Consider the following 26,292-nt stretch of genomic DNA (forward strand, 5'->3'; position numbering starts at 1 on the left):
TTCAGGAGAAATTAGAACCGGCGTTGTTCGCCGGAATTATGCTCTTCACAAGTGCCACGGAAATCCTCGATCCCGTCGACACTGATATGGCCGGTCTGGCGGTTGATCTTGACCTTCGGTTTGTTCAGGCCGTTGAGACGATACTTTGCGTGAATTTCCGAGTAGCCGACCTGCAAGTCATGCAGTTCCCACCAGCCGTCCTGTCCGCCCGAATGGATCGGCGGGATCAACTTCTTGGGCAGCCAGATGTGGCCCTCGTCGCCGTGAATGTCGATCTGGACGATGCTGTCGAATTGCCGGCGCGACATGACGGTCGCGTAATCGGTATCAAATTCGTGATGACGCCGACTCCAGTGGAAGATCGGAACGGTCTGGACGTTCGGCTTCTCTCCCTCACCGTAACAGACCAGGTGCAGGTCCATCCCGCCGTAGTATCCGTCATCACGGTCGCGATCCTGTGCAACGGTGCCCGTAGCAGAAAGTATCACGGCCGCAGGCAATATCGTCCAATAAGCGACTTTACGGATACACTTGTGCATGCACGCCCCCTATCCGATTGCTCTTCACAGGATAATATTCGATCGACTGCACCCAAACATGGCGCAGTGCGGATACTCCGCTTTGCACGCACCCCATTTCTGGAAAAGTGCGTTCCTACATTCAAGTATTGATAGCTCTCCCAACATTGGGTGGGAATTTGCGGTGTTGGTGTCTCGCAGACCGAAGCCTGATCCAACACCTCCCGGTGTCTATGCGTCGAGAAGACAATTCAGCATAAAGCCATGGAATTCAGGTTGATCATTAAGGTGTGAATCGGCTCCCGGCGCAATGCACATCTGGTGACAAACCATATACAGATCAGGACATTGAGGTGGGACCTTTGCTGCATACCAGCTGTCAATGCCGATTGAGCGCGTCCCGATACGCCCCGGGGGACTCACCATGCCACTGTTGGAATGCGCGGCCGAAACTCGACGAGTTCGAAAAACCGGACATGCAAGCGACATCCGCCAGTGTAAGTGAGGCATCGGCCATCAAGCCATCGACGAACTGCCGGCGTTCCTGATCTACAAGTTCCTGGAATTTTATTCCGGTAGCCGACAGCCTTCTAGCGAGAGTGCGGACCGTTACTCCTTCACGCACCGCAATTTCTTTCAGGCGCAAGACCTTTCCCTGAGACGCGAGGCTGGTTGCAACCTGTCCGCGAAGGCGGGCTGCCAATTCTCGATTGCCCTTGATTTCGTCCGCCTTTTTCAAGCGCAGCAAGGCAGTATACCACAAGGAAGCGTCGTAATCCGAATTGGACGTCTCACGCCATTCCGAAGGGAAGCTTATTCGATTGTGGTCTGCCCCCATCTCGACCTTCACCCCTTTCTCCCTGAAAAGGCCTTCGATCGATTGGTCATGCGGAAGAGAAAGGGTCAAGCCGACCGGCTGCAGGTCAGCCAGCAAGAACCACTCAATGGTCCGCATCACGAGGATGAGCCTGATGGCTGCCACGAAATCCAGCATCGGACCGAGGGGCAATTTCTGCACGACATTAACCTCAGCCCGCCGAACCGCCGAAGCGAATTGAAGCGAGACGTTCATGTTTGTGGCCTCGATCAATGAGGTCAGATGAATCAACGCTTGTTCAAGGGTGGGTGCATTCCTGATGATGATCGAAGCCGTCGGTCCGGTTATCAGTCGATTTGTCTGCAGAGTTTTCCTTATCAACTCAGGGCCATGCCCACGTTCAAGGAAGTTGGCGGTAATCGTGATGTCGTCAGCCATCGAAATTCGCTGTGGCAGTTTGCCGCAACCCGGTATCGAAGTGCCCTCACGCAGCCAGTCCGGCCACCCCAGCCATTGTGAAAACGGACCGATCACCCCAAGCGGCACACTGAATCTCGCATCATTGCCCAGGTCGGCAATGGCTGCCCGTGCGCTTTTGCGGTAATCGTATTTGCGAGGGGGCGCGTAGGCTAAAGAAGAAACGGAGTGCTCCTCCGTCGTCTTTCTCAAGGGTTGGCGGACCGGGCCGTGCACAAATTCTCACCACTGAATTGAGAGAAGTGACAAAGCAGGTATCGGCATACAACTCAAAGAGGGCAAGCGTCTTTTTGTGTTAGCGTAGCGAACTTACCTCAAACTGGAATCCGACCGTAGCGCGCTTTCCTTGTATCATGTCACAGGAAATATCGATCTGTTGTGCCGCGGCGGCGCGGAGCATTTGCCAAACGATCGGCAGCTTCAAGGGTGACTCAAAGGCCACTTGGATGACTGAAACTGGGGCGCGCAAATGAAGCGCTGCCCCCCTGCCCGTGACGTCCACTATTCCGGTCGAAGCACTTAAACGGAGCTTCCGGATCGTCCGCAGGCTCGGCCGGTCGCAAGCAAAATTGTTGCCGGGCGGTCCTTCAAATGGTGGCGATCTCGCGCTGGGCTGCTGACGCGGCCGCCGCATGGCGCTATGGGCCTGCCATGGACACACACTGCCGTGACATCGACGCGCCGCTGCGCGTAGCTGCGCTTTATCGCTTCGCTCGCTTCGAGGACTTCGCCAGCCTGCGCGAGCCGCTCGACCGGCTCTGCCGGAAGCAGGGTATTCGCGGCACCCTGCTGCTGGCAGCCGAGGGCATCAACGGTACCATTGCGGGAACGCCGGAAGGCATCGACACAGTGCTGGCGCATATTCGCGCCCTTCCTGACTGCGCGGATCTCGATGTGAAGCTCTCTAGCGCGTCGGTCATGCCCTTCCATCGCATGAAAGTGCGCCTCAAGCGCGAAATCGTGACGATGGGCCAGCCGGACATCGACCCGCGCGCGAGCGTTGGCACTTATGTCGAGGCGCAGGACTGGAACGCGCTGATTTCCGATCCCCAGACCATCGTGATCGATACCCGCAACGACTACGAAGTGGCCGTCGGCACATTCGAAGGCGCAATCGATCCCAGAACGCCCAGCTTCCGCGATTTTCCCGAGTGGTTCAGGCAGGAACGCGAACGCTTGCTGGGCGGCGGCAAGCCGCCCAGGGTCGCGATGTTCTGCACCGGCGGTATTCGCTGCGAAAAGTCGACGGCGTTCCTCAAGCAGGAGGGCATCGAGGACGTCTACCACCTCAAGGGCGGCATCCTGAAATACCTCGAGACAGTGCCCGAAGAGCAAAGCCTCTGGCGCGGCGAGTGCTTCGTATTCGACCAGCGGGTGACCATCGGCCATGGGCTGGTCGAAGGCTCCTATTCCCTGTGCCACGCCTGCCGCCGTCCGGTCAGTGCGGAAGGTGCCACCTCACCGCTGTACGAAGAGGGAGTGAGCTGTCCGGCCTGCCATGGCGAGCGCACAGAAGAGCAGCGCGAATCCTATCGCGAACGACAGCGCCAGGAAGCGCTGGCCGCTGCCCGGGGCGAGGCCCATGTCGGCGCCCGGTTCGAACAGGTACAGGCCGAACAGCGCAATGACCGCGGCGCCTGATCCGATCCTCTACAGTTTCCGCCGGTGCCCCTACGCGATGCGCGCAAGGCTGGCACTGATGGTGAGTGGCACCGCCTGCGAACTGCGAGAGGTGAAGCTGTCGGCCAAGCCCGAGGCGATGCTGGCCGCCTCACCGAAGGGAACAGTGCCCGTACTCGTCACTGCCGAAGGCGAAGTCATCGACGAGAGCATCGACATCATGCGTCGTTCATTGCAGCGCAACGATCCCGAAGGCTGGCTGGATCGCGAAGACCCGGGCCTGATCGCCCGCAACGACGGGCCGTTCAAACATGATCTCGACCGCTACAAGTATCCCGAGCGCCATGGCTCCGATGCCCATGCTCACCGCGAAACCGGCCTTGCGGTGCTGCGCGATCTCGACGCACGCCTTGCAAGGCAAGGCCAGATCTGCGGAGCGCAACGTGGACTGACCGACATGGCGATCATGCCGTTCGTGCGCCAGTTTGCCGCCGTAGACAGGGCCTGGTTCGACAGCCAGCGGCTGCCACACCTCAAGTCATGGCTGGAGGGGCATCTCGAGAGCGCTCTGTTCAAGGCGATCATGCTGCGACCGAAACCCTGGTCGCCGGGCGATCCGATCGTCCGCTTTGCAGCTCCGGAAGGAGCCACGCCATAAAAACGTGGCCTCCCGGCAATGCCGAGAGGCCACACAGGCGCCAAACTTATTCTTTTGCCCGCATTGTGCGGTTGGTGCGACCCGAAAGGCCTTTGCTTGCGAAAACCATTTCGGTTTGAGCGGGGCCGGACACCCCCCAGCGCCAGACCCCGCTCAGATGTGCCCCCGATGCTTGCGCCTCAGGGAATACGCTCGAAGTGGCCGGCAAGGATGCCAGGCACGGCTTCGAAATCACGCGACTTGTGAAGGTACTGATCGGCCCCCGCAGCCAGGCAGCGCTGCCTGACCGAAGCATCCGGCTGATTTGTCAGCACGATGATGAAACACGTGCTGCTGACCTTGCGGATCGCCTGAACCACTTCCAACCCCGAAAGAAGCGGCATGGCAAAGTCCAGGATGACCGCGTCCGGTCGCTTGGCCTCAAAGCTCCTCTTTGCCTCCAACCCATCGAAAACCGGACCGACGACCTCGAACTGCCCCGTTTCCCCCACGAGATCCGCCAGCCGGACAGCGACGCTGCGTGCATCGTCCGCAATAAGCACGCAGCGTCGCTTCCCCATGCGGGCCACCCCAATGCCGGCCCGCGCCACTGCCTTGCCAACGCCCCCCTGGCTTTTGACAAGGCCTCCACACTGCCCCCCGTAAATTGCCTCGGTGACCATGGGCTCAGAATAGCGATTTGCGCGAAGGGGTCTTGTCGGAACGTTCGGCAGCCGGTGTCAGAAATTTGCCTACACTGGCATCGGCAGATTCAGGGCGGACAGGAAGCGATCCGCCTACTCGGCCCATGCCCGTGCTAATTCACGAGGTCGTGCTGCATGGCGTAGCGCGCCATTTCAACTGCATTGACCAGACCGGTCTTCTGCCGGATCCGTGCAATATAGGTGGCGACCGTCTTGTCGCTGATCGCAAGATCCGCCGCGACTTCCTTCACGGCCCGGCCCAATGCCAGGCGCTTGAGGATTTCCAGTTCACGGTCTGAGAGTTTCTCGTGCGGAAGCGGCTCACTGTCTTCGCGAATGCTACGGGCGATGGCGGCAGCGACGTCGGCGTGCAGATAGGTGCCGCCCTGTGCAACCATCTCGATCGCCCGAACAAGTTCGTCGGGCGGCAGGTGCTTGTTTATCAGGCCGTTGGCGCCGGCCTTGATCGAACGCACCGCAAAGGATGCCTCGCCCTCGGCAGTGATCACAAGGATGGGCACCCCTGCGTTGACGTCCCGGATGCGCCCGAGGACTTCAAGGATATCCATGCCACCGGGCATCATCATGTCGAGCAGGATGAGCCCCCAGTCGCCATGGGAGACATTTTCGACGACGGCCTGCGAATCCCCGGCTTCGGCCACTTCCACCTCGCCGAAGATCTCGCGCACCATGGACAGCAGGCCGCGCCGGGTAATGGCGTGATCGTCCGCAACGAGAATCCTGCCGATCGCCATGTCCGTCATCTGGGCACCCTTGCAGTGACCTGCGCCCCGGTCGGAACATTCGGGGCGATACGGATGGAGCCGCCGAACAGCTCAACCCTCTCGCGCATGCCCAGCAGGCCGAGCGAAGTTTCTTCCTTCGGAATTTCGGCAAAGCCCTTGCCGTCGTCGGTGACCGTCAATCGCCATTCGTCTTCGGTCGTCGTGAATTCGATGCGAACGTGGCTCGCCTGGGCGTGCCGGATGATATTGGTCAGCATTTCCTGCAGTACCCGAAAGAATGCCGTAGCGATTTCAGATCGTGGCAAATCGCTCTCGTCGATCCGGCACTCAGCCGTTAGGCCGGTGCGCAATTCGAAACGGCGCGCCTCGTCCTCCACCGCGGCGGCAAGACCCAGGACATCGAGCGCGCTGGGTCGCAATTGGGCGGCAATGCGCCGGACCGTCTCGATCGTTGCATCGATCAGTTCGCTGGCATCGTTAAGCTTGGGGACGAGAATGTCCGCCAGCGGCGTGCCCGCGTCGAGTTTGCGGTTCATCCACCAGACGTCCATTTTCAGAGCCGTGAGCAATTGCCCGAGTTCGTCGTGTACCTCGCGGGCGATGCGTTTCTGTTCTTCTTCGCGCACGGTGTTCAGGCGCGCCGTCAGCTGCCGCATCTGCCGGTCGCGGATCTTGAGCATTTCGAACTGGGCGCGCATCTGCGCCTCCTGCCTGCGCTTCTCGGTGACGTCCCGGCAGATCGCTCCGAATTGTTGGATGGCCCCTTCCGCATCGGGCAATCCGAAAGCGACCATCGACAGCGTCATCTGCCGCCCGTCCCGCGCCAGCAGGCCAATCTCGTGCTCGCCCACGCTACCGCCTTGCAATGCAACGGCCAGAATACCGCGTTGCTCGACAGCATTTTCGACATCGACGGCGCGCAGCAGGTCGTGTGCCCGCGTACCGATGGCCTCGCTCGATGAGTAGCCGAAGATCCGTTCTGCAGCGGGGTTCCAGCTCGTGATCGTCCCATCCGGGCCGCCGCTGAACACCGCATCGTCAGACGCTTCGACGATGCCCGCGAGGAGCGCGTGCAGCTGCTCTGCCCGCAGGCGTTCCGAAGCTTCGCGCGTTCGGGCCGCGGCATAGCGGATGGCCCGGGCCAGGGCGGTGCCCTTGAGGTCGGACTTGGGGATATAGTCCTGCGCGCCGGCTTCCAGGCACTGCAGTGCAAGGCGTTCCTCATCCAGTCCGGTCAGCACCACGATAGGCGCATCGCTGGCGACACCGCGGATGGCGTGAACGCATTCGACCCCGTTTCCGTCAGGCAGGCCAAGATCGAGCAGGACGGCATTGACCGCCCCGTCACGCAGGACTTCCGTCGCCCTGGCTATCGAAGTGGCGTGAATGAGCTGCGATCGCTGGTCGGAGAGGATTTCCTCGATGTAGTCGGCATCGCCGGGATTATCTTCGACCAGCAGGATTGGGCCGAGGTCCTCGACATGGTGGCCGCCGAGGCCACTATCCCGATCGCCTGGCGCCAAGCCCGTCACGGCAACTGGGCGACCGACAACCAGAAGTTTTCGATCTCCTTCACCCGGGACTGGAATTCCTGCAGCCCCACCGGCTTGGTCACATAGCAATTCGCCCCAAGGCCGTAGCTTTTCTCCACGTCGGGCCGGGCGTCGGATGAAGACAGGACCACGACCGGGATGCGTTTCAACCGGTCGTCCCGCTGCATTTCCCTTAACACACCGTGGCCATTGAGGCGCGGCAGGTTCATGTCGAGCAGGATGAGGTCGGGCTGCGCGGCATCCTGATAGGGTTCGCGCGCATAGAGATAGTCGCAAGCCTCAACCCCGTCCTTCACAATCACGGGATCGCAGGCAAGCGGCCCCGGTTGCAACGTTTCGGTGATCAGGAAGGCATCGGCTTCGTTATCTTCAACGATAAGTAATCGCACCTGACTGCCCATGCCCTGACCACTCCATCCCGAGATCTGTGCCTGAACCGTTCCGCATCGACAGGCTCAAGCGGCACGATATGTCTTGCCAGCCGGAAATCAAGCTAAAGCAATCGGATAGGTACAATCAAGTAAATGAGAGCCCCCCTACCCCATGGTAACAAGGATTTAACCATGCGGCTCCGCCGGTAAAGGCCGCTTACCCAAAGGATAGGCCCGCATTTCGCAATCGTTTGCCCTATTGATCGGCGGGAAGCGTGAAGAAAAACGTGGTGCCCGCGCCCGGTTCCGATTCGACCCAGATCGATCCGCCGTGCCGCTCGACAATTCGTTTGGAGATGGCGAGCCCGATTCCGCTTCCTTCGAAAGCCGACCGCTCATGCAGGCGCTGGAACATCTGGAAAATGCGTTCGGCGAAACGCATCTCCATACCGATGCCGTTGTCGCTAACGGCGAAACGCACTTGCCTGCCCTCAACCTCGGCATGAACGCGCACCCTTGGCGGTTCGTCGCCGCGAAACTTGAGCGCGTTCCCCACCAGGTTCTGGAACAGCTGGGTAAGCTGCACTTCGTCGCCCAGCACGCGGGGCAATTCGTCGCGTTCGATCGCGCCGCCGCATTCCTCGAGCCGACGCTGGAGGGTATGCACGACGCGGTCGACCACGGCATTGGTTTCCACCCGAACCGGCGGCCTGCCTTGCGATCCCACGCGCGAATAGGCCAGTAGGTCGGAAACCAGCTGCTGCATCCGGCGCGCGCCGTCAGAGGCATAGTGGATGAACTTGTCCGCCCGCTCGTCGAGCTGGCCGGTGTAACGCTGGCTCAGGAGTTCAACGTAGTTCGCAACCATGCGCAGCGGTTCCTGCAGGTCGTGTGACGCAACGTAGGCAAACTGCTCCAGCTCGGCATTGCTGCGCTCAAGCTCGAGGTCCTTGAGCTTGCGCGCGCTGATGTCGCGAATGATCGAGGATGCCCCTATCACCGTGCCCGATGCCAGCAGGATCGGCGAGACGGTGATCGATACGTCGAGCATGCTGCCATCCTTGCGCCGGCGCACGGTCTCGAAATGGTCGACATGCTCCTTGCGATGGATTTTGGCGAGGATCTGGGCTTCCTCATCGGCCCTTTCGTCAGGGATCAGCATCTGCATCGGGCGACCGATCGCCTCGCGTGCAGTAAAGCCGAAGAGACGCTCGCCGCCCCTGTTCCAGCTGGTGATGATACCGTCCAGATTCTTGCCGATGATGGCGTCGTCCGAGGATTCGACAATGGCAACGAGTCGCGCCTCGGTCCGGTTGATGCGGCCGAGCTGCGCGCTGGTGACGACCACCATGGCGCCAAGGGTTATGATCATGATGACGGCAACGGCGGCAAACCCGAACGAGGTTCCGACAAGCCCGGCACCGACCAGCCAGTTTGCGAGGCCGCCGATGGCGAAAGGCGCAATCACCGCGACCGGCATCATCAGCTGGAACGCGCTGCGGGCCTGCGGTCCCATGGCGATATGCCGCAGCCAGCCCCTCTTCGGGTCGAGCATCAGGATCGCGAGGGCGAGCAGCGTCACCACCAGCGCGGTGGGAAACGCCATCGCCGAGAAGCCGAGGACCTGGGTTAGTGCGGCGACGTCATAAGCATAGCCGATAATGGCGCTGCCCGAGATCGTCAGGGCGCCGACCGCAAGACTGGCGCCGAGATAATGGCGATGCGAACCGATGGCGTAGACGGCGCCGGACAGGAACAGGAAGCTCACGGCCGTCGCCGGAGAATAGCGCCCCATGGTCGGCCCCATGAGATACCCGGCATCTTTCAGATCGAGCGCATATTGCCCCATGGCCACCAGCGAAATAGCCGCGACGAGCCCGCAGCCGATCGTCCGGGCGAACCGCCGTCCTGCCCGGTTATCCTGCTCTTGCGCAATGACGGCGATCACCAGGAGGATTGCGCAGGCTGCAGTCGCAAGCGAGGTCTGCGCCGCCCCTACTCCGAAACTGGTCAACGCCGGCAAGCGGAAGATCCAGCCGGCCAGGGCTACGCCCGAATACAGGGCGACCACTCCGGCCATGCCACGGCGCGTCAGAGCGAGCATGGCGTCCATGACCTGACCAGCACCAGCGTCCTCCCGAATTTCAACGTCGTGACAATGTCTTGCGAGTGGCGCTTCAGGTCAATCTCTCTTTGGGGACACAGCGATCCGGCCGCGCTCCCTTGCCCGCCGCCACTGCATTCGCCGCAGCGTGAATTTACCTGAAAGTAACTATCTCCCAATAGGTCCACATCACGCGCCGCAGAATGGAAACCGTGACAAAACTCCAGAGATTTCTGAATAAGGTCAACGACCTGTACTCGCGCGTCGGGCTTTTCATCGCCTCGACGGTGCTGCTCGGATCTCTCCTTGTCGGCTCGAGCTTCATCGCCTGGCGGGCCAATGTCCAACAGCAGGAACTGGCGCGGCTGAATTCCGAAACCATTGCCCTCCTGCGCGATGCCCACCGAATCCGGCTGGTCGCGCTCGAAGCCTTGCGCGGGGAACGAGGCTACCTGCTGACGGGCGACCCGCGCTATCTCGAACCCATGCTTGAGAGCGAACGCGAGCTTCCCGGCCTCATGACCGCGCTGCGCAGCCACGTCGACGGCAACCAGGAGAACAACCGGGAGCTCCAGCGGCTGGGAAACGAGGTGCAGAGCTATTTCATGGACCTTCGCACCGTGATTGTCTTCGACAAGGCCGGATTGAAGAAGGAAATGCTCGATGTCGTGCGCACCGGACACGCCCGTCGTTCGATCAACCGGATCAATGCCGACGTCCAGCGCATCGTCTCGCGCGAACGCGTGCGGCTCGGCTCGGTCAATGCCAAGACCCGCTCGGTCAACAACATCCTGCTGATGTACCTTCTGGTCATGACCACTGCCGGAATGTGCCTGCTGTTCACGACGTCGCTGACTGTCGTGGCGCTGCGCCGCTCCATCGCGCGCGAGCGCGCCTTCCAGCAGGAACTGCGCTATATCGCCCAGACCGACGAACTTACCGGCATTGCCAACCGGCGTGAATTCCTCGCCGCTCTTGACAGGTCGATCGCCCAGGCGCGCCGCAACCGGTCTGATTTCTCGCTCGCCATCTTCGACATCGACCATTTCAAGAGCATCAACGACAGCTACGGCCATGCTGCCGGTGACGACGTGATCCGGCGCGTGGCGAAGCTGGCTGTAGGCACCGTGCGCGCCTGCGACCTTGTCGGACGGATCGGCGGGGAGGAATTCGGCGTGCTTCTTCCCAATGCCGATGCACCGGACGCCGGGGCCGTCTGCGAAAGGCTGCGCGCAGCAATTCACATAGAGGCCATGGAACTGGGCGGCGACATCACGGTGCCGGTCACGATCAGTTCCGGCGTTGCGCAGCTCGATCCCATCGAGAATGCCAACAAGCTGATGGAGCGGGCCGACCGCGCGCTCTACGAAGCCAAGCACGGCGGCCGCGACCAGGTTCGCCTCGCCGCCTGATTTTCACCCGCCCGCGACTTATCCGCCCCGCAGCAGCTGCACGCCCCAATCGCGTTCGAACAGGTAGAGCAGGAGGCGCGCCGCTTCCCCGCGCGGGCCAGAGAGGCCGCCGTCGCGCTCGATCAGCAGCCGCGCATCGTCGTGCGCCAGCGGCAGCAGCTTCTGGATCTGCTCCAGCGTCGCGAGGCGGAACGGCGTATCGCCGGACTGGCGCGTACCGAGCAATTCACCGCCGCCGCGCAATTCGAGGTCTTCCTCGGCCAGACGGAAACCGTCCTGCGTCTCGCGCATAAGGGCCAGACGCTGGCGAGCGGTTTCGCTGAGCTGTTGTCCGCGTAGCAGCAGGCAGGTCGACTTCTCGCTGCCGCGCCCGACACGGCCGCGAAGCTGGTGCAACTGCGCCAGGCCGAACCGCTCGGCCTGCTCGATCACCATCAGCGTGGCATTGGGCACATCGACGCCGACTTCGATGACCGTCGTCGCCACCAGAACTTTAGCCTCGCCGCCGGAAAAGCGTTCCATCGCGGCGTCCTTGGCCTCGGGCTTGAGCTGGCCGTGGACGAGGACGACGTCTTCGCCGAACCTTTCCTTGAGCGCGGCATAGCGCGCCTCGGCTGCGGCGAGATCGTCGCTCTCGCTTTCGCGCACCATCGGGCAGACCCAGTAGGCCTGCTGCCCCGTCTCCAGATGCCGGGCAATGGCACCGACGACATCCTCCATCCGCTCGACCGAGACGACGCGGGTATCGATAGCCTGGCGACCGGGCGGCAGTTCGTCGAGGCGCGAGACCTCCATCTCGCCGTATTGCGCAAGCGTGAGCGTGCGCGGGATCGGCGTGGCGGTCATCGCCAGGGTATGCGGCGTACGCCGTCCCTTGCGCGCCAGCATCAGGCGCTGCCCGACGCCGAAGCGGTGCTGCTCGTCGATCACCACAAGCGCGAGGTTCTTGTAGGAGACGGTATCCTGGAAGATTGCGTGGGTGCCCACGATAATGTCGATGGAACCGTCGATCAGCCCCATGAGGATCGATTCGCGCGCCTTGCCCTTGTCGCGCCCCGTCAGCAGGGCAATTTCGACCCCGGTGCCTTGAGCCATGCGGGAAAGAGTCTCGTGATGCTGACGGGCGAGAATTTCGGTGGGCGCCAGCAGCGCCGCCTGCGCCCCGGCTTCGACTGCAATCAGCATCGACGACAGGGCGACCACTGTCTTGCCCGAACCGACGTCGCCCTGCAGCAGGCGCAGCATCGGCGACTTCTGCGCAACATCGCCCTCGATCTCGGCGATCGAGCGTTTCTGCGCCCCGGTCAGCTCGAAAGGCAGCCGCAGCTTCGCGCGCAGCGAACCGTCTCCTGCCAGCGGCGTGCCGGACTGGGCACGATTGCTCTCCCGCACCAGCATCAAAGCCAGGGCATTGGCAAGCAGTTCGTCATAAGCCAGCCGGTCTCGCGCCGGGCCATTTACGCCCTTGTGCGCCTCCAGCAGCGCCTCGCGCCACACTGGCCACTTCATCTTCGCGAGCAGGCCCGGCTCGATCCATTCGGGCATTTCCGGCAGGACCTTGAGTGCCTGCTGCACAAGCCCGGACACGCGCCCCTGCGTCAGCCCTTCGGACAGGGGATAGACCGCCTCGCAAAGCTGGCCGTGCAGCGCCGAACCGCTTTCCGCGACATGTTCGGGATGCACGATCTGCAGCATCTGACCGTACTGGTCGAGGCGCCCCGCAATCCAGCGTGTTTCACCCACCGGCAGCAGCTTGCGGGCGGTGTAGGATGCGCGGCCGAAATAGGTGAGCGTGCAGACATTGCCCGCCACGTCCTCGGCGATCACCCGGAACGGCCCCCTGCCGGCGGGCGCCCTGTGCTCGCGGACGGTCAGGGCCACGATGATGTTTTCGCCCACCCCGGCATCGTCGAGATTCTCGACCGCGCGGCGCTCGACGAACCGGTCCGGCAAGTGGTATGCAAGGTCCCTGAGCCGCGTGAGTCCAAGCTTTTCAAGCGGACGACGCAGTTTCGGACCGACACCGTCGAGCGCATCGACTTCGACGAACAGGGAATTGAGCGCTTCAGGCCTCATGAGCAGCCTCTTAGCGCGATACTGAAGCGTTTCACCAGACGCCAGGGAACAGGGATGGGGACAGCGTTGTTGGCCTTACAGGCATGACCGGAAAAGGAGAATCGCATGCTCTTGCCCAACGGAACCGTGTTCGCAGTCGTCGACGGCGAGAAGTTCGAGCTTTATCGCAACTCCGGGATCGAAGCCGAGCCACGGCTCACGGCGTTGACGGTTCCCGAACTCGAGCCCACGAATTTCAGCGCAGGCGCGCGTGAACACGATGCCGGATCGCGCCACAAGGCCCGTACCGGCGACCCCAGCAACGACTCGCTAGATGAGCGCGCCCACGTCGCAGCGGTGACCGACTGGCTCAACCGCAAGGTGCTGGAACGCGAGATCGAACAGCTGATCGTGGTTGCCGATCCCCGCTCGCTAGGTGAAATGCGTCGTCACTATCACAAGGAACTCAAGCAGGTGCTGGTCGGCGAAGTGGCCAAGACGATGACCGGTCGCCCGGCCGCGGAGATCGTGCGCGCCCTGCACGATTGAGCGCGCGCTCCTGCCCTACTTGCCCATGACAGCGCCGTCGCGTAACGGCGCTGTCATGGCCGACGAAAACGCTTCCGAACTTTCGCCCCGTCTCGCGCGCATCAAGTTTCGCGCATGGCATCGCGGCACGCGCGAAGCCGATTACATGATCGGCTGCTTCTTCGACCGCTTCCACCACACCTGGTCGGAAGCCGACCTCGATCTGTTCGAGAAGATCATCGACGAAGAGGATGTCGACATCATGGCCTGGGCGCTCGGCACCCAGACGATCCCGGAGGAATATCGCGGGCCGATGCTGGAGCGCATGATGAAGCTCGATTACGTCGAGATCCCGCGCTGACCCGATCTGCGCGCCGTCTCGCCTAGAGCGACGAAATGACATGCCCTCCGTCGACCGGAATGACGACTCCGGTCATGTAGCGGGAAGCATCCGAGCACAGCAGCAAGAAAGGCCCGTCCAGGTCCGCGAACTCCCCGAAGCGGCGCTGCGGTATTCGCTTGGCCATAGCCTCTCCGGCCGGGCTGGCAAGAAAGTCGCTGTTCATCTCGGTCGAGAAATAGCCCGGCGCCAGCGCATTCACGCGAATGCCGTAGCGGGCGAGCTCCAGCCCCATCTGCCGCGTCATCTGCACGACGCCGGCCTTCGACATCGCATAGGCCGCAAGTTGCCCGCCCTGCCGCAGGCCCAGGATCGAGGCGACGTTGACGATGGCGCCACCCTTCCCGCGATCACGCATCCCCCGGGCAGCTGCTGTCGCAACCAGGAATGCACCGCGCAAGTTGGCGTCCATGATGAAATCGAAGTCGCCTTCTTCGTAATCCAGTATTCCCATGGCTTTCGACACGCCCGCGTTGTTGACGAGAATATCGATGTCTCCGGCCTGCTCCACCGCGCTGCGCACACTTTCGCCATCGGTCACGTCCAGTGTCACCGGGACGGCCGCGACACGGAATTCGCTGACGATCTCCTCGGCAAGCTGCTTCAGCGCATCCTCACGCCGCGCGGCGAGCACGACTTGCGCGCCGGCCGCAGCCAGCACGCGGGCGAAGTGGCGCCCCAACCCGCTCGAAGCGCCCGTCACCAGCGCGCGCCGGCCTTCCAATTGCCTCTCATTCATCGTTCTCTCCTTCCTCGTTGCGTCGCAGTGCAGCACCGGGTTCTGATCGGCAACCATCAACACGATTGAAATTCCCTGCCAACGCCTTATCAGCCGCGCTTCCCGCCATGCCCGATTTCCAGCGACTTCTCTCGGCCACGACGCCCCTGACCCTCGCCGCGGTGACGCGCGGCGCGCAGCCGCTCGTGATGGCCGATCTCGCCCGCGCGGCAAAAGGACGTGCCGTTTTCATTGCCGACAACGAGGCGGCGATGAGCGCGATTGCCGAGGCGGCGAAATTCTTCGCGCCCGAGCTCGACGTCCTGGAATTCCCGGCGTGGGACTGCCTTCCCTACGACCGCGCCAGCCCTGCCCTCTCGGTCAGCGCGCGGCGGCTTGCGGCGCTCTACCGGCTTCAGGCGAAGCGCAGCGGGCCGCAATTGCTGGTCACCACAGCCAATGCCGTGCTTCAGCGCGTGCTCACCCCGTTCCGTATCCGGGAATCGGTTCGCCTGATCAAACCGGGCATGGAAATCGGCCACGAAAGTCTGATCGGTCTGCTGCGCCGCCAAGGCTACCAGCGCACCGACACCGCCATCGACGCGGGTGAGTTCGCCGTGCGCGGCTCGATATTCGACATCGTGCCTTCGGGCCTTGAAGGAGGCCTGCGCCTCGACTTTTTCGGCGACGAGCTGGAGACGCTGCGCCTCTTCGATACCGGCACGCAGCGCTCGACCGGCACCATCGCCGAGCACCTGCTCGTGCCTGCCAGCGAAGCCCTGCTCGACGACGATACGGTCAAGCGCTTCCGCAGTCGCTACCGCGAGATGTTCGGCGCCCATGCCACCGCCGACCCGCTCTACCAGGCAGTCAGCGACGGACGCCGCCTGGCCGGGATGGAGCACTGGTTGCCGCTGTTCGAGGACCGCCTCGTCAGCCTCTTCGACCATCTGTCGGACGACGACCTGATCGTCGCCGACACTTCCGCCGTCGGTGCAACCGAAGAGCGTCTGGGCGACATCGCCGATTATCACAAGGCGCGCCTCGACACCTCGGGTCAGAAGGCGGGAAGCTACCGTCCTCTCGCGATCGACGCGCTTTACCTTGGCAGCGAGGAACTGGAGCAGGCCCTGTCCGGCTTCCCGGTCCACCGCGCCGATGCCTTCGCCAAGCCCGAAGGCAGCAAGATCATCGACTTCGGCTTTGCAAACGCCCGGGATTTCACGCCCGAGCGCGCCCGCGGCGACAATGCCTACGAGGCTGCGGCCAAGCACCTCCACGCCGTCGGCAAGGCCGGGCGCAAGCCGATCCTCGCCGCCTACTCGACCGGCAGCCGCGCGCGGCTCGTCTCGATCCTCGGCGAAGCGAGCCAGACCAACAAGTGGGGGCCCGAACCGCGCCTTGCCGATACCTGGCAGGAAGCGCTGGGTCTGGCCGTCCAGGGCCGCTCGGCCGCGCTGGTGCTGCCGCTCGAAACCGGTTTTGCCAACGACACCGTAGAGGTCATCACCGAGCAGGACATCCTCGGCGACCGCCTCGTGCGCCGCAAGAAGCGCAAGAAGGATTCCGACGCCTTCCTTGCCGAACTGGCGGCGCTGACGCCCGGCGACCTGATCGTCCACATGGATCACGGCATCGGTCGCTACGAAGGCCTGCAGTCGATCCAGGTGGGCCATTCCCCGCACGACTGCGTGATGCTGACTTACGCGGGCGGCGACAAGCTCTACATCCCGGTCGAGAACCTCGACGTCCTCTCGCGCTATGGCAGCGAGAGCGAAGGCGTCATGCTCGACAAGCTGGGCGGCGAAGCCTGGCAGAAGCGCCGTGCGCGCCTCAAGGAGCGCATCCAGGAAATCGCCGGAGAGCTGATGAAGACAGCCGCCGCGCGGGCCTTGCGGCAGGCTCCGGCGATGGTTCCCGAAGGTTCGGCCTACGACCAGTTCGTCGACCGCTTTCCCTGGCAGGAAACCGAAGATCAGGACAACGCTATTTCCGACGTCCTCGACGATCTTGCCGCGGGCAAGCCGATGGATCGTCTCGTCTGCGGCGACGTCGGCTTCGGCAAGACCGAGGTCGCCCTGCGTGCCGCATTCGTCGCTGCCATGGCCGGGCAGCAGGTCGCCGTCGTCGCGCCGACCACGCTGCTCGCGCGCCAGCACTACTCCGGCTTTGCAGAGCGCTTCGCAGGCTTTCCGCTCAATGTCGGCCGCCTCTCGCGCCTCGTCCCCGAAAAGGAAGCGCGCACCACCCGCGAAGGGCTCGCCTCGGGCACCGTGGACATCGTCTGCGGCACCCATGCAATCCTGTCGAAGTCGGTGCAGTTCAAGCGCCTCGGCCTGGTCATCGTCGACGAGGAGCAGCGCTTCGGCGTCTCCCACAAGGAGAAGCTCAAGCAGCTTCGCACCGACGTCCACGTCCTGACGCTGACCGCGACGCCGATCCCGCGCACGCTGCAGATGGCGATGTCGGGCCTGCGCGAGCTGTCGACCATCCAGACCCCGCCGGTCGACCGCCTTGCGGTGCGCACCTACGTGATGGAATGGGACGACATGGTGATGCGCGAGGCACTGCTGCGCGAACACCATCGCGGCGGCCAGAGCTTTATCGTCGTCCCCCGCATTGCGGACATGGCCGAAGTCGAGGACTGGCTGCACAAGCACGTTCCCGAAGTGAAGTGCATCACCGCACACGGGCAGATGAGCGCAGGCGAAGTAGAAGAGCGCATGAGCGCTTTCTACGAGGGCAAGTACGAGGTCCTGCTATCGACGACCATCGTCGAATCCGGGCTCGACATCCCGCGCGCCAACACGATCATCATTCACCGCGCCGACCGCTTCGGTCTCGCCCAGCTCTACCAGCTTCGCGGCCGCGTCGGGCGCTCGAAGCTGCGTGCCTATGCCTACCTGACCACGCCTGCCGCCACCGCGCTTTCCGAAATCGCAGAGAAGCGCCTCAAGGTGCTGGGCGATCTCGACAGCCTGGGTGCGGGCTTCCAGCTCGCCAGCCACGACCTCGACATTCGCGGCGCGGGCAACCTGCTTGGCGACGAGCAGTCCGGCCACATTCGCGAAGTCGGCTTCGAACTCTACCAGTCGATGCTGGAAGACGCGATCATGGCCGCCCGCGCGGGCGGCGTCGGGCTGGAGAAGGACACCTCAGGCCTCAGCCCGCAGATCACCGTCGATGCGCCGATCATGATTCCGGACGACTACGTCCCCGATCTTGCCGTACGCATGGCGCTCTATCGCCGCCTCAACGATGCCGAGAGCCAGCAGGAGATCGAATCGCTGTCCGCAGAGATGATCGACCGCTTCGGCGCCCTGCCCCAGCCGACGATCAACCTCATCAAGCTCATCGAGATCAAGCGTCAGGCTATCGAGGCGCATATCGCCAAGATCGACGTCGGCTCGCGCGGCACGCTGGTCAGCTTCCACAACGACAGCTTCCCCAACCCGGCCGGCCTCATCGCCTATGCGGAAAGGCTGCAGGGTACGGTCAAGCTGCGCCCGGACAACAAGCTCGTCCTCACGCGCGCATGGGGCGATCCCAAGTCGCGCCTCAATGGCCTCTTCCAGCTGACCAAGGGCCTGAGCGCCGTCGCGCGCAAGGGCTGACACCTCCGGGGTGGGCGCGGGCGCGGCGCGTAACCCGATCGCAAGCAATTGCCGGCATGGTCGCGCGATCATGGCAAGCCGTGCATTTACACCGCAGCGACTCGCGCTCGCCGGGTCTGCTCCTGCAACCCTGCCGGCAGCTGTTGTCATCGCGCTCTTCGTGCTGCTCGCGCGCGGCGGCGCGTTCCTGACCGAACACATCGATTCGGACGAATGGAGCTACATCCTGATGGGCGCGGACGTGGCGAAGGGCCACCTGCCCTTCGTCCACCAGTTCGACCTCAAGCCGCCGGTCGTCTTCCTGCTGTTCGGCGCGGTCATCGCAACGTTCGGCAAGAGCCTGCTCGCGATCCGCCTGATCGGCGCCCTTGCGGTGTTCACTGCCGCGTTCTTCACCTTCCTGATCGCGCGGCGCGCCACCGGCGCCTGGCCGGCTCTGGCCGCAGCGCTGATGAGCGTCGCGCTCTGCTCGGGCACACTCGGGCTCGATACGAGTTCGGAACTGCCTGCCATCGCCTTCATGATGCCGGCCACATGGCTGCTGGTGCGCCGCGAGACCGTAACCCTCGCCGATGCCGCACTGTGCGGTCTGCTCGTCTCGCTGGCGGTTCTGACGCGCACCAATCTGGCGGTGGTGGCGCTGGCCTTCGGATTGTTGCTCCTTGTCCTGTCGGTCATGCGTCCGGCGCGGTGCGCGCGTCCCGCCTGGCTGGTCTATGGCCTTGCCGGGCTGGTCCCGCTCGCCATGCTGACGCTGGTTTATGCTCTTGCCGGAGAGCTGGCGACGTTCCGTCTGGCGATGATCGACGTTCCACTGGCCTATTCCGGCCAGCTTTCGGCTCTGGACGTGCTGCGGCTCCACGCGGCGCAATATTACTATACCGCGCAGCTTGCCCCGCTGATCTATGTGCCGATGACCCTGCTCGCACTTGCTGGCATGGGGGCCAGCCTGCCGCTGCTCGTCAGGCATCGCCGCGATCCGGACAAGGCCTGTTTCGCCCTCGTCCAGTGGACCGGAATGGTTGCAGTCTTGGCCTCACTGCTGATCGGAGGAGCGGCCTATCCGCATTACTGGCTGCAGGTCATGCCCTTCCTCGCCATCTTCGCCGCCCTTGCCTTTCCCGCCGCAGCGCGCCTCGGGAGACTGGCGCCGAGTGCCGTTGTCGGCGCAGCGGCGCTTGCCGCCAGCCCGGTGATCGCCGTGCTGGTAACCGGAACCGCGCAGACCGTAAAACTTGCGGCGAACCCGGATTCTGCCGATCGCTCCATCCGCGATGCCGCGCAGTGGATCCGCGCCCGGGGCGGCGCCGGATCGCCGGTCTGGGCCCTCCACATGCACCTTGCGCTATTCTATCTCGATACACCGCCGCTCTCGCGCGCCGGGGTCTATCCGAGCAATCTGTCCCGCAAGGCCATCATCGATACGCTGGCGGACCACGACTATGTCGGCCACGATGAAATCGGCCGGATCATGGCGAGCACGCCGCGCTTCATCGTCACCGACAGCATGGGCCGAGGCCGGGCATGGGTGCGCGATGCCGGCCGGGACATCGACGGTTGGCTGGGCGCGCGCTACCGCCTCGCCAGGCGGATGGGACAGGTGGAAATCTACGAGAGGATCTGATCGCTCGGAGGTCCGGGCATCAGCCCTCCGCGCGCGCCAGTTTCTCGAACATCGCCGCGCTCATCGGCTGCGCGCGCAGGAAACCCTGATAATAGGCGCAGCCTTCCTTCGCCGCGACTTCGCGCTGAGCTTCTTCCTCGATGCCTTCGGCAATGACCTGCAGGTCGAGCGCCTCGGCCATGGCCACGATCGCGCGCAGCACGGCCACGTCGCGTTTGTCGCTGGCAACGCCCTCGATCATCGAACGGTCGAGCTTGAGGTAATGGATCGGCAGCACCTTGAGGTAGCGGAAATTGCAGAACCCCGCCCCGAAATCGTCGAGCGCGATGCGGATGCCCTGCGAGGAGAATTCGGCCATCGTCTGCGCGGCCAGGGTCACGTCGCTGATCATCGCCTGCTCGGTCACTTCCAGCGTCAGGCGGCGCAAGGGAAAGCCGCTTTCGCGCACCAGGTCGAGCATCTGGCGCACATAGCTGCCGAAGGCGAGATCGGCGGGCGTGACGTTGATCGAGAGGCGCAGGTCGCCCGACCAGTCGCGCGCTGCGGCCAGCGCCTTGTGCGCGATATGACGCGAAAGCGGCGCCACGTGGTCGGCGCGTTCGGCGATGGAAAACAGCGCCCCGGCGCCGATACGGCCGAGTTCGGGATGGTTCCAGCGCGCCAGGGCCTCGGCGCCGGTCAGGCAGTCGTCTGCCAGGCTGAACTGGGGCTGGAACAGTATCTCGATTTCATCGCGGTCGATGGCGCCAAGCAAGTCGGTCTCAAGCTGCGCGGCCGAGCGCCCCGGCGGCGTGACTTCGCCGTCTGCCCATGCGAGTCTGCCGCTCTGCTGCTCGTTGACGCCCTGCAGCGCATGGCCGAGCCGATCGAGCATCGAATCCACGCTCTCGTCGTCGAGCGCCCGAATCAGCGCGATTCGGGGTGACAGGCGCAGGACGCCCGATGGCACCGCGATCGGGCGCGCAATGGCTTCGGCCAACTGGTCTGCGAAAAGCTGCCAGCGCTCGCGGCTGCAGGCCTCGTTGGCGATCAGCAGGAAGGTACCCCCGCCTGCCCGCGCAACCATCCAGGCCCCATCCAGTTCGTCTTCCGCAAAGTGACTGATCCGCGCGGCGACTTCCTCAAGCGCACCGTCTCCGGCCGCTGCGCCATAGGCGATATTGATCGCATCGAGCCGCCTCAGGCCAAGAAGCAGTGCATGGACATGGGCATGCTGCGGACCGCAGGCACCGTCGCTGCGCCAATGTTCAATTCGCTCGCGCACGACGTCCAGACCGGGAATCCCGGTCAGACGCGCCTCGATACCTCGTGCCCCGCTCAATGCCAGCCCTTGCTGTGTGCCACCCATAACGTGCAGCCTTAGCGCAAAGGCCTTGCCAAACCGTTCAAAATTTTTCAGCCCAAGCATCTCGGGCAACACCCGCCCCGATCCCGGGCACATGGAATATGGGGGAACATTCCTTGAGTAGCGAACAGAAGCTTGCCCTCGTCGTCTCGAACAGCGCCAAGGCGCAGGCCGGGGCCGACACGCTGCGCAAGTCTCACGACTGGGTTTCGCCGGAGGAGGCGGACATCCTCGTAGTCCTGGGCGGAGACGGTTTCCTGCTCCACGTCCTGCACGAAATGCTCGACAGGGACACGCTCAAGCCCTGCTACGGACTCAACCTGGGCACCGTTGGCTTCCTGATGAACCACCCGCATGGGCATCAGGTCATCGGCCAGCGCGTGAAAGAAGCGCACCCCGTCCCCGTCAGCCCACTGCGCATGGACGCTGTGGATCGCTCCGGCGTGGAATTCAGCTACTACGCCATCAACGAAGTCTCGATGCTGCGCGAAACGCGCCAGACCGCGAAGCTGGAAGTGCGCATCAACGGCCGCGTGCGCATGGAGGAACTGGCGGGCGACGGCATCCTGGTGGCGACACCGGTGGGATCCACGGCCTACAATCTCTCTGCGAACGGACCGATCCTGCCGCTGGGCTCGCGCATGTTGGCCCTGACCCCGATCAGCCCCTTCCGTCCGCGCCGGTGGAAAGGTGCGATCCTGCCCGAAAGCGCCGAGGTCGAATTCCGGATTCGCGAACCGGAAAAGCGCCCCGTCGCCGCCGTCGCCGACCAGAAGGAAGTGCGCGAGGTCCAATCGGTGCGAATCCGCGCGGCAACCGAGAAGGAGCTGACGATCCTGTTCGACCCCGGCTACACGCTGGAAGAGCGTATCTTCGCCGAACAGTTCCAGGTCTGAGCCGCGCGAAAGCAAGGGCGAGGAAATTTTGTCAAAATTTCCTCGCCCCCGGGCTTGCCAACCCAATCAGTGCCGCTTATAGGCGCACCCCTGCCCCGCGGTGGAGACACTGCAGGGCTGCTCCCCGATAGCTCAGCGGTAGAGCATTCGACTGTTAATCGAATGGCCGTAGGTTCGAATCCTACTCGGGGAGCCACTTTCCTGCGAAAATTGGCGCATTTTCATTACGTTACGACATAACCGCTTGCAGCGTTACCACATTTGTTACCACATCGTGATCGGGCTTTGGCGAGCTTTCTTGAGACTTTCGCCGCCTGCAAGAATGTCCGCAGGTGCAAGATTCTGGCACTCGGATATCGGCGCTACTATACGCGCCCCCGGCCCTCACCCCCATCTTCTCTTATTTCTCGCAAGGCAGGCGGGTCTGAGGCGTATGTGCCGTCGGCCAAGCTGACAATGTCGGCAGATTCGATAAGAAATTCGAGCACCTGCAGTGCGGCGGCAAAAAGCAGATTGCGCCCGGTGTCCAATGCGCCAAGTGGGCGTGTGTCTTGCCCTCCAGCTACGTCAGGCAAGACAGGCTAGATCTTGCCGCCATGGCCACGGCGGCGATCGCCAGACATCTGTCTTTACATTTCATGTCCTAGCCATCTTCCCGAAAGCCAGTGGGGTCTTCAAGCCACCGATGCACTGCGGATTCGCGCCATCCAACCGAACGGCGACTAAGTGACACCTGTCGCGGGAAACGGCCCTCGTTTATCATACGATACAGGGATGAACGCGGAATGCCGGTTATCGCAACGACAGCTTTCAAGCGCAGATAGGGGTCATTCATAGTCGATACCTCGCGTTACGAGGTCTGACCGCCACGCCACAAATATGAGGAATCTCGGAGTATTTGGCAACCCGCCGATATCATCGGCGCCCCTTCCCTAGCCGACAGCGCGTATTGCATTGGTCAACTCGTAGACGGCCTCTTCTCGGAACACGAGGTCGCGTCCGTCAATGTGGTGTAAAAATGGGTGTGGCCAGCGGGCTGCATTTTCAGGCGGCCTTGGGTGTAATCTGTAGCGGTTGCATCTCCTCGTTCATTGGTGTGGCAAGGGCGGTCATACCCTCGATCTGCATGTAGCGGTGCTGGAGCTGGTATTCGTCGTTCTGCTCGAGCAGGACGGCGCCGACGAGCCGGATTATGCTATCCTCATTCGGGAAGATACCGACGACATCGGCACGGCGCTTCACTTCCTTGTTCAGGCGTTCCAATGGGTTGGTGGAATGCAATTTAACCCGGTGCTGCTCGGGGAAGGTCATGTAGGCCAGTACGTCATGCTCGGCCTCGTCCATGCAGGTGCCCAGCTTGGGCCATCGGGCGCGCAATTGATCGGCAACCTGGCGCCAGACGAGTGTCGCGGCGGCATGGTCGGGCTGGAGAAATACCTGACGGATGGCCGCGGCAACGACGGTGTTCTGGCTCTTGGGCACGTAGGCCAGGGCGTTGCGCATGAAGTGGACGCGACAGCGCTGCCAAGTTGCGCTGAGCACGCGGGTAATCGCCGCCTTGAGGCCCTCGTGGGCATCGGAGATGACCAGCTTCACGCCGGTCAGGCCGCGCCGGGTGAGGTCCTTGAGGAAGCTCGACCAAAACGGTTCGGCCTCGGAAGGACCGATGTGCAGGCCGACGATCTCGCGCTTGCCCTGAGTGTTGACGGCGACGGCTATTATCGCAGCGACACTGACTATTCGCCCGCCCTCGCGCACCTTGAGGTAGGTGGCATCGAGCCAGAGGTAGGGCCAATCACCGGCGAGTGGCCGCTTGAGGAAGGCATGGACACGCTCGTCGATATCCTTGCACAGTTTGGATACCGAGGACTTGGAAATGCCAGTCATGCCCATCGCCTGCACCAGTTCGTCAACGCGCCGGGTGCTGACGCCGGCGATCCACGCCTCCTGAATCACCGCGACCAGCGCCTTCTCCACGGTCTTCCTCGGTTCCAGAAAGCCAGGAAAGTAGGTACCGGTCCGCAGCTTGGGGATCTTGAGGTTGATCGTGCCGAGCCGGGTATCGAGGCTGCGATCGCGGTAGCCGTTGCGCCAGGTCGTCCGGTCGCCGGAACGCTCGTGCCGGCCGGCGCCGACCAAGCCATCGACATCGGCCTCCATGATGATCTGCAATACGCTTTCGGCGATCGTGCGCAGAAAATCTACATCTCCGGTCTTCGCCAACAGCTCGGCAAGCGGTAGTCTGTCTTCGGTCATCGGGATCAACTCCTCGGTGCGTTTGTGAAGTGTGGTAACTCCACCTTACCGATGAGCCCGGTGGCCACCGAGATGAAAATCGCATGGGGTGGGGCATGCCCCACCCCATGCGATCACCTCAATCTACACCAGAAATTACACCACGAGCGCGGACGCTAACGAACACTCTCGGGATCACTGCGGCAAGACGCTAGCGACATTTCTGAAATGTAATCCCCGGGAATGGCGTGGAAATGTCATTCTGTGACTGCGGCATGACGTGATCCGGAGGCGCCCCGAACTGGGAGGTGAATATTTTTCACCGATGAGGTGTCGGTTTCCTGTCACGATAGGCCGCTTGTGCTGTCTGCAGGAAAAAGGCCTGGCTGCGTAAGGACACCGCGAAATTGCGAGAATAGACTGGCAGCCAGCCAAGCCGACTGCCTGCGCTTCAACAGGGGAAGTGCTGCATGTTTATCGGTTCAGAGCTTATCGAGTTTTTTCTCTGCCTTGGCCAGGTGCGCTCCGAGGCGGACTTCTTCGACCTCATGCTGGAGACGACCCGCAGGCTGGGTTTCGAGCAATTCGCGTTAGTCAGTCACGTCGATCTCGTCGCCGCGGCCCAAGAGGCCGTTGCGATATCGAACTACCCCGACGGCTGGGTCGAGCGAATCCTGACCGAGCGCTATTATCTCGACGATCCGGTCCATGCCGCCAGCATCGGTCGCAACACGCCCTACGCCTGGCATGCCATCGGTTCCGAGATGATTCAGAGCAGGCGGCAACGAACCATCCTCAAGGAAGGTGCCAGATTCGGCCTTCAGGACGGCGTTACCGTCCCCGTACATTCGCCGGGGGAATACCGTGGCACATGTTCCTTCGCGACCTCGCAGCCTGTTTCCATGACACCGCAAATTCGGGGGGCCACGCATATTGTCGCAGGATTTGGTTTCGAGACCGCGCGCAAGCTCGTTCGCATACGACTCGGCCTGGAGCGAACGGCGCCGTCCCTGCCACGTTTCAGCCCGCGTGAGGTTGATTGCGTAGGCCTGGTCGCATCCGGCATGGGGGATACCCAGATCGCCCACGCCCTGGGCCTCTCCGAAGCCACGGTCCATCAGCACATCACCGGCGCCATGCGCAAATGCGGCGTTTTCAAGCGAACCGCGCTGGTGTTCCGCTCCTTGTTCGATGGCCATATCTGCTTTCACAGTCTGCGCCGGACATCCTCTAAATAGAGGAATTTTCCTGACGGGCGGTTTCGCCGATCCTTTTGCCATCACAACAGGAGATGGCGAACATGGCCCACGTCATTCATGGCGGATGGGCGGCGGCGCAAGGCGCGCTGCTTGCCCAGATGTACCAGGAACGCAAACGCGTATTCATCGATCTGCTGCGCTGGGATTTGCCCGCGCTCGATGGGCGCTACGAAATCGACCAGTTCGACACGCCCTCGACGATCTATCTCATCATCGCAGGCACCGACGGCAAGCATCTGGGTTCGCTGCGGCTCTTGCCCACCACCCAGCCCCATGTGCTGGGAAATGTGTTTCCAGGCCTGTGCGATCTTGGCGCGCCGAGCGCACCGGATGTCTGGGAGATTTCGCGGCTGTGCCTGTCCCGCAGCATCCGTGCGGCCGAGAGGCGGTACGTGCGCAATCAGTTGGCGACTGCCCTGACGCTCTTTGCGCGGGATAACGGCGTTCGCGCTTACTGCTGCGTCGCAGACATGCCCTGGTACAACCAAATTCTCTCATTCGGATGGCGCTGTGAGCCTCTTGGCCTGCCGCACGATCTTCCCTGCGGCATGCTCGCCGCCCTGATGATCCACATCGACGACGAAACGCCCGCGCGGCTGGAAGCGACCGGAATATGGTCGGAGACACTCGCGCCGCTTGTTGCCCTGAGCCAGTGATGA

Annotated in this window: 22 protein-coding genes and 1 tRNA gene; 11 read left to right on the plus strand and 12 right to left on the minus strand. The window is 62.8% G+C overall.

Features of this window, described 5'->3' with window-relative positions; genetic code table 11:
- Nucleotides 1-11: 11 nt before the first annotated feature.
- Together J3474_RS19170 and J3474_RS19175 are read right to left on the minus strand one after the other, a co-directional pair.
- Complete coding sequence (locus J3474_RS19170) at nucleotides 12-488, minus strand: hypothetical protein (RefSeq protein WP_007014922.1); 477 nt, start codon at nucleotides 486-488, stop codon at nucleotides 12-14.
- 409 nt (nucleotides 489-897) lie between these two features.
- A complete protein-coding gene (locus tag J3474_RS19175) occupies nucleotides 898-2,004 on the minus strand; it encodes a helix-turn-helix domain-containing protein (RefSeq protein ID WP_207095249.1) in 1,107 nt (368 codons plus the stop codon).
- Between the two features lie 459 nt (nucleotides 2,005-2,463).
- Between J3474_RS19175 and J3474_RS19180 the strand changes: the two genes are divergently transcribed.
- Both J3474_RS19180 and J3474_RS19185 read left to right on the plus strand, forming a co-directional pair.
- Entirely contained in the window at nucleotides 2,464-3,453 is a 990-nt protein-coding gene (locus J3474_RS19180) for a rhodanese-related sulfurtransferase (RefSeq protein ID WP_207095307.1), read from the plus strand.
- Nucleotides 3,437-4,090 carry a glutathione S-transferase gene (locus J3474_RS19185; RefSeq protein WP_013833912.1) on the plus strand — a complete coding sequence of 218 codons (654 nt, stop codon included), beginning with the start codon at nucleotides 3,437-3,439 and terminating at the stop codon, nucleotides 4,088-4,090. The genes J3474_RS19180 and J3474_RS19185 overlap by 17 nt, the downstream gene beginning before the upstream one ends.
- Before the next feature lie 179 nt (nucleotides 4,091-4,269).
- On the opposite strand, the gene J3474_RS19190 is transcribed toward J3474_RS19185, so the two are convergent.
- The 5 genes from J3474_RS19190 to J3474_RS19210 form a co-directional block, all read right to left on the minus strand.
- On the minus strand, nucleotides 4,270-4,752 hold the full coding sequence (locus J3474_RS19190; RefSeq protein ID WP_232512480.1) for a response regulator: 483 nt from the start codon (nucleotides 4,750-4,752) through the stop codon (nucleotides 4,270-4,272).
- Between the two features lie 134 nt (nucleotides 4,753-4,886).
- Nucleotides 4,887-5,537 (minus strand): response regulator transcription factor, encoded by a 651-nt coding sequence (locus tag J3474_RS19195; protein WP_232512482.1) that lies wholly within the window; start codon nucleotides 5,535-5,537, stop codon nucleotides 4,887-4,889.
- Nucleotides 5,534-7,051, minus strand: coding sequence for a response regulator (locus J3474_RS19200; RefSeq protein WP_207095250.1), 1,518 nt, complete (start codon nucleotides 7,049-7,051; stop codon nucleotides 5,534-5,536). The genes J3474_RS19195 and J3474_RS19200 overlap by 4 nt, the downstream gene beginning before the upstream one ends.
- Nucleotides 7,048-7,473 (minus strand): response regulator, encoded by a 426-nt coding sequence (locus J3474_RS19205; RefSeq protein WP_013833916.1) that lies wholly within the window; start codon nucleotides 7,471-7,473, stop codon nucleotides 7,048-7,050. The genes J3474_RS19200 and J3474_RS19205 overlap by 4 nt, the downstream gene beginning before the upstream one ends.
- A gap of 226 nt (nucleotides 7,474-7,699) precedes the next feature.
- Entirely contained in the window at nucleotides 7,700-9,556 is a 1,857-nt protein-coding gene (locus J3474_RS19210; RefSeq protein ID WP_207095251.1) for an ATP-binding protein, read from the minus strand.
- 203 nt (nucleotides 9,557-9,759) lie between these two features.
- Here J3474_RS19210 and J3474_RS19215 point away from each other — a divergent pair, with 203 nt between their 5' ends.
- On the plus strand, nucleotides 9,760-10,959 hold the full coding sequence (locus tag J3474_RS19215) for a diguanylate cyclase (protein WP_158511867.1): 1,200 nt from the start codon (nucleotides 9,760-9,762) through the stop codon (nucleotides 10,957-10,959).
- A gap of 18 nt (nucleotides 10,960-10,977) precedes the next feature.
- On the opposite strand, the gene recG is transcribed toward J3474_RS19215, so the two are convergent.
- Complete coding sequence (recG, locus tag J3474_RS19220; protein ID WP_207095252.1) at nucleotides 10,978-13,035, minus strand: ATP-dependent DNA helicase RecG; 2,058 nt, start codon at nucleotides 13,033-13,035, stop codon at nucleotides 10,978-10,980.
- A gap of 105 nt (nucleotides 13,036-13,140) precedes the next feature.
- On the opposite strand from recG, the gene J3474_RS19225 reads away from it, so the two are divergent.
- Nucleotides 13,141-13,563, plus strand: a complete 423-nt coding sequence (locus J3474_RS19225) for a host attachment protein (protein ID WP_007014911.1) — start codon at nucleotides 13,141-13,143, stop codon at nucleotides 13,561-13,563.
- 55 nt (nucleotides 13,564-13,618) lie between these two features.
- Entirely contained in the window at nucleotides 13,619-13,903 is a 285-nt protein-coding gene (locus J3474_RS19230) for a succinate dehydrogenase assembly factor 2 (RefSeq protein ID WP_007014910.1), read from the plus strand.
- A 22-nt stretch (nucleotides 13,904-13,925) separates the two neighbouring features.
- Here the strand turns inward: J3474_RS19230 and J3474_RS19235 are convergent, their stop codons facing one another.
- On the minus strand, nucleotides 13,926-14,681 hold the full coding sequence (locus J3474_RS19235; protein WP_013833920.1) for an SDR family NAD(P)-dependent oxidoreductase: 756 nt from the start codon (nucleotides 14,679-14,681) through the stop codon (nucleotides 13,926-13,928).
- 107 nt (nucleotides 14,682-14,788) lie between these two features.
- Here J3474_RS19235 and mfd point away from each other — a divergent pair, with 107 nt between their 5' ends.
- Complete coding sequence (gene mfd / locus J3474_RS19240; protein ID WP_207095253.1) at nucleotides 14,789-18,274, plus strand: transcription-repair coupling factor; 3,486 nt, start codon at nucleotides 14,789-14,791, stop codon at nucleotides 18,272-18,274.
- Between the two features lie 70 nt (nucleotides 18,275-18,344).
- A complete protein-coding gene (locus tag J3474_RS19245) occupies nucleotides 18,345-19,898 on the plus strand; it encodes a glycosyltransferase family 39 protein (protein ID WP_207095254.1) in 1,554 nt (517 codons plus the stop codon).
- Nucleotides 19,899-19,917: 19 nt separating this feature from the next.
- Here the strand turns inward: J3474_RS19245 and J3474_RS19250 are convergent, their stop codons facing one another.
- Nucleotides 19,918-21,246, minus strand: coding sequence for a bifunctional diguanylate cyclase/phosphodiesterase (locus J3474_RS19250; RefSeq protein WP_207095255.1), 1,329 nt, complete (start codon nucleotides 21,244-21,246; stop codon nucleotides 19,918-19,920).
- A gap of 98 nt (nucleotides 21,247-21,344) precedes the next feature.
- On the opposite strand from J3474_RS19250, the gene J3474_RS19255 reads away from it, so the two are divergent.
- Together J3474_RS19255 and J3474_RS19260 are read left to right on the plus strand one after the other, a co-directional pair.
- Entirely contained in the window at nucleotides 21,345-22,139 is a 795-nt protein-coding gene (locus J3474_RS19255; RefSeq protein WP_007014906.1) for an NAD kinase, read from the plus strand.
- 121 nt (nucleotides 22,140-22,260) lie between these two features.
- Nucleotides 22,261-22,335: transfer RNA gene (locus tag J3474_RS19260), tRNA-Asn, on the plus strand.
- A gap of 447 nt (nucleotides 22,336-22,782) precedes the next feature.
- On the opposite strand, the gene J3474_RS19265 is transcribed toward J3474_RS19260, so the two are convergent.
- Nucleotides 22,783-22,974, minus strand: coding sequence for an AlpA family transcriptional regulator (locus J3474_RS19265; RefSeq protein ID WP_207095256.1), 192 nt, complete (start codon nucleotides 22,972-22,974; stop codon nucleotides 22,783-22,785).
- 209 nt (nucleotides 22,975-23,183) lie between these two features.
- On the minus strand, nucleotides 23,184-24,395 hold the full coding sequence (locus tag J3474_RS19270; protein WP_207095257.1) for an IS256 family transposase: 1,212 nt from the start codon (nucleotides 24,393-24,395) through the stop codon (nucleotides 23,184-23,186).
- Between the two features lie 449 nt (nucleotides 24,396-24,844).
- Between J3474_RS19270 and J3474_RS19275 the strand changes: the two genes are divergently transcribed.
- Together J3474_RS19275 and J3474_RS19280 are read left to right on the plus strand one after the other, a co-directional pair.
- Entirely contained in the window at nucleotides 24,845-25,612 is a 768-nt protein-coding gene (locus J3474_RS19275) for an autoinducer binding domain-containing protein (RefSeq protein ID WP_207095258.1), read from the plus strand.
- 62 nt (nucleotides 25,613-25,674) lie between these two features.
- Complete coding sequence (locus J3474_RS19280) at nucleotides 25,675-26,289, plus strand: acyl-homoserine-lactone synthase (protein ID WP_207095259.1); 615 nt, start codon at nucleotides 25,675-25,677, stop codon at nucleotides 26,287-26,289.
- Nucleotides 26,290-26,292 lie beyond the last annotated feature (3 nt).

The organism is Novosphingobium sp. PY1 (assembly GCF_017312445.1).
Taxonomy (GTDB): Bacteria; Pseudomonadota; Alphaproteobacteria; order Sphingomonadales; family Sphingomonadaceae; genus Novosphingobium.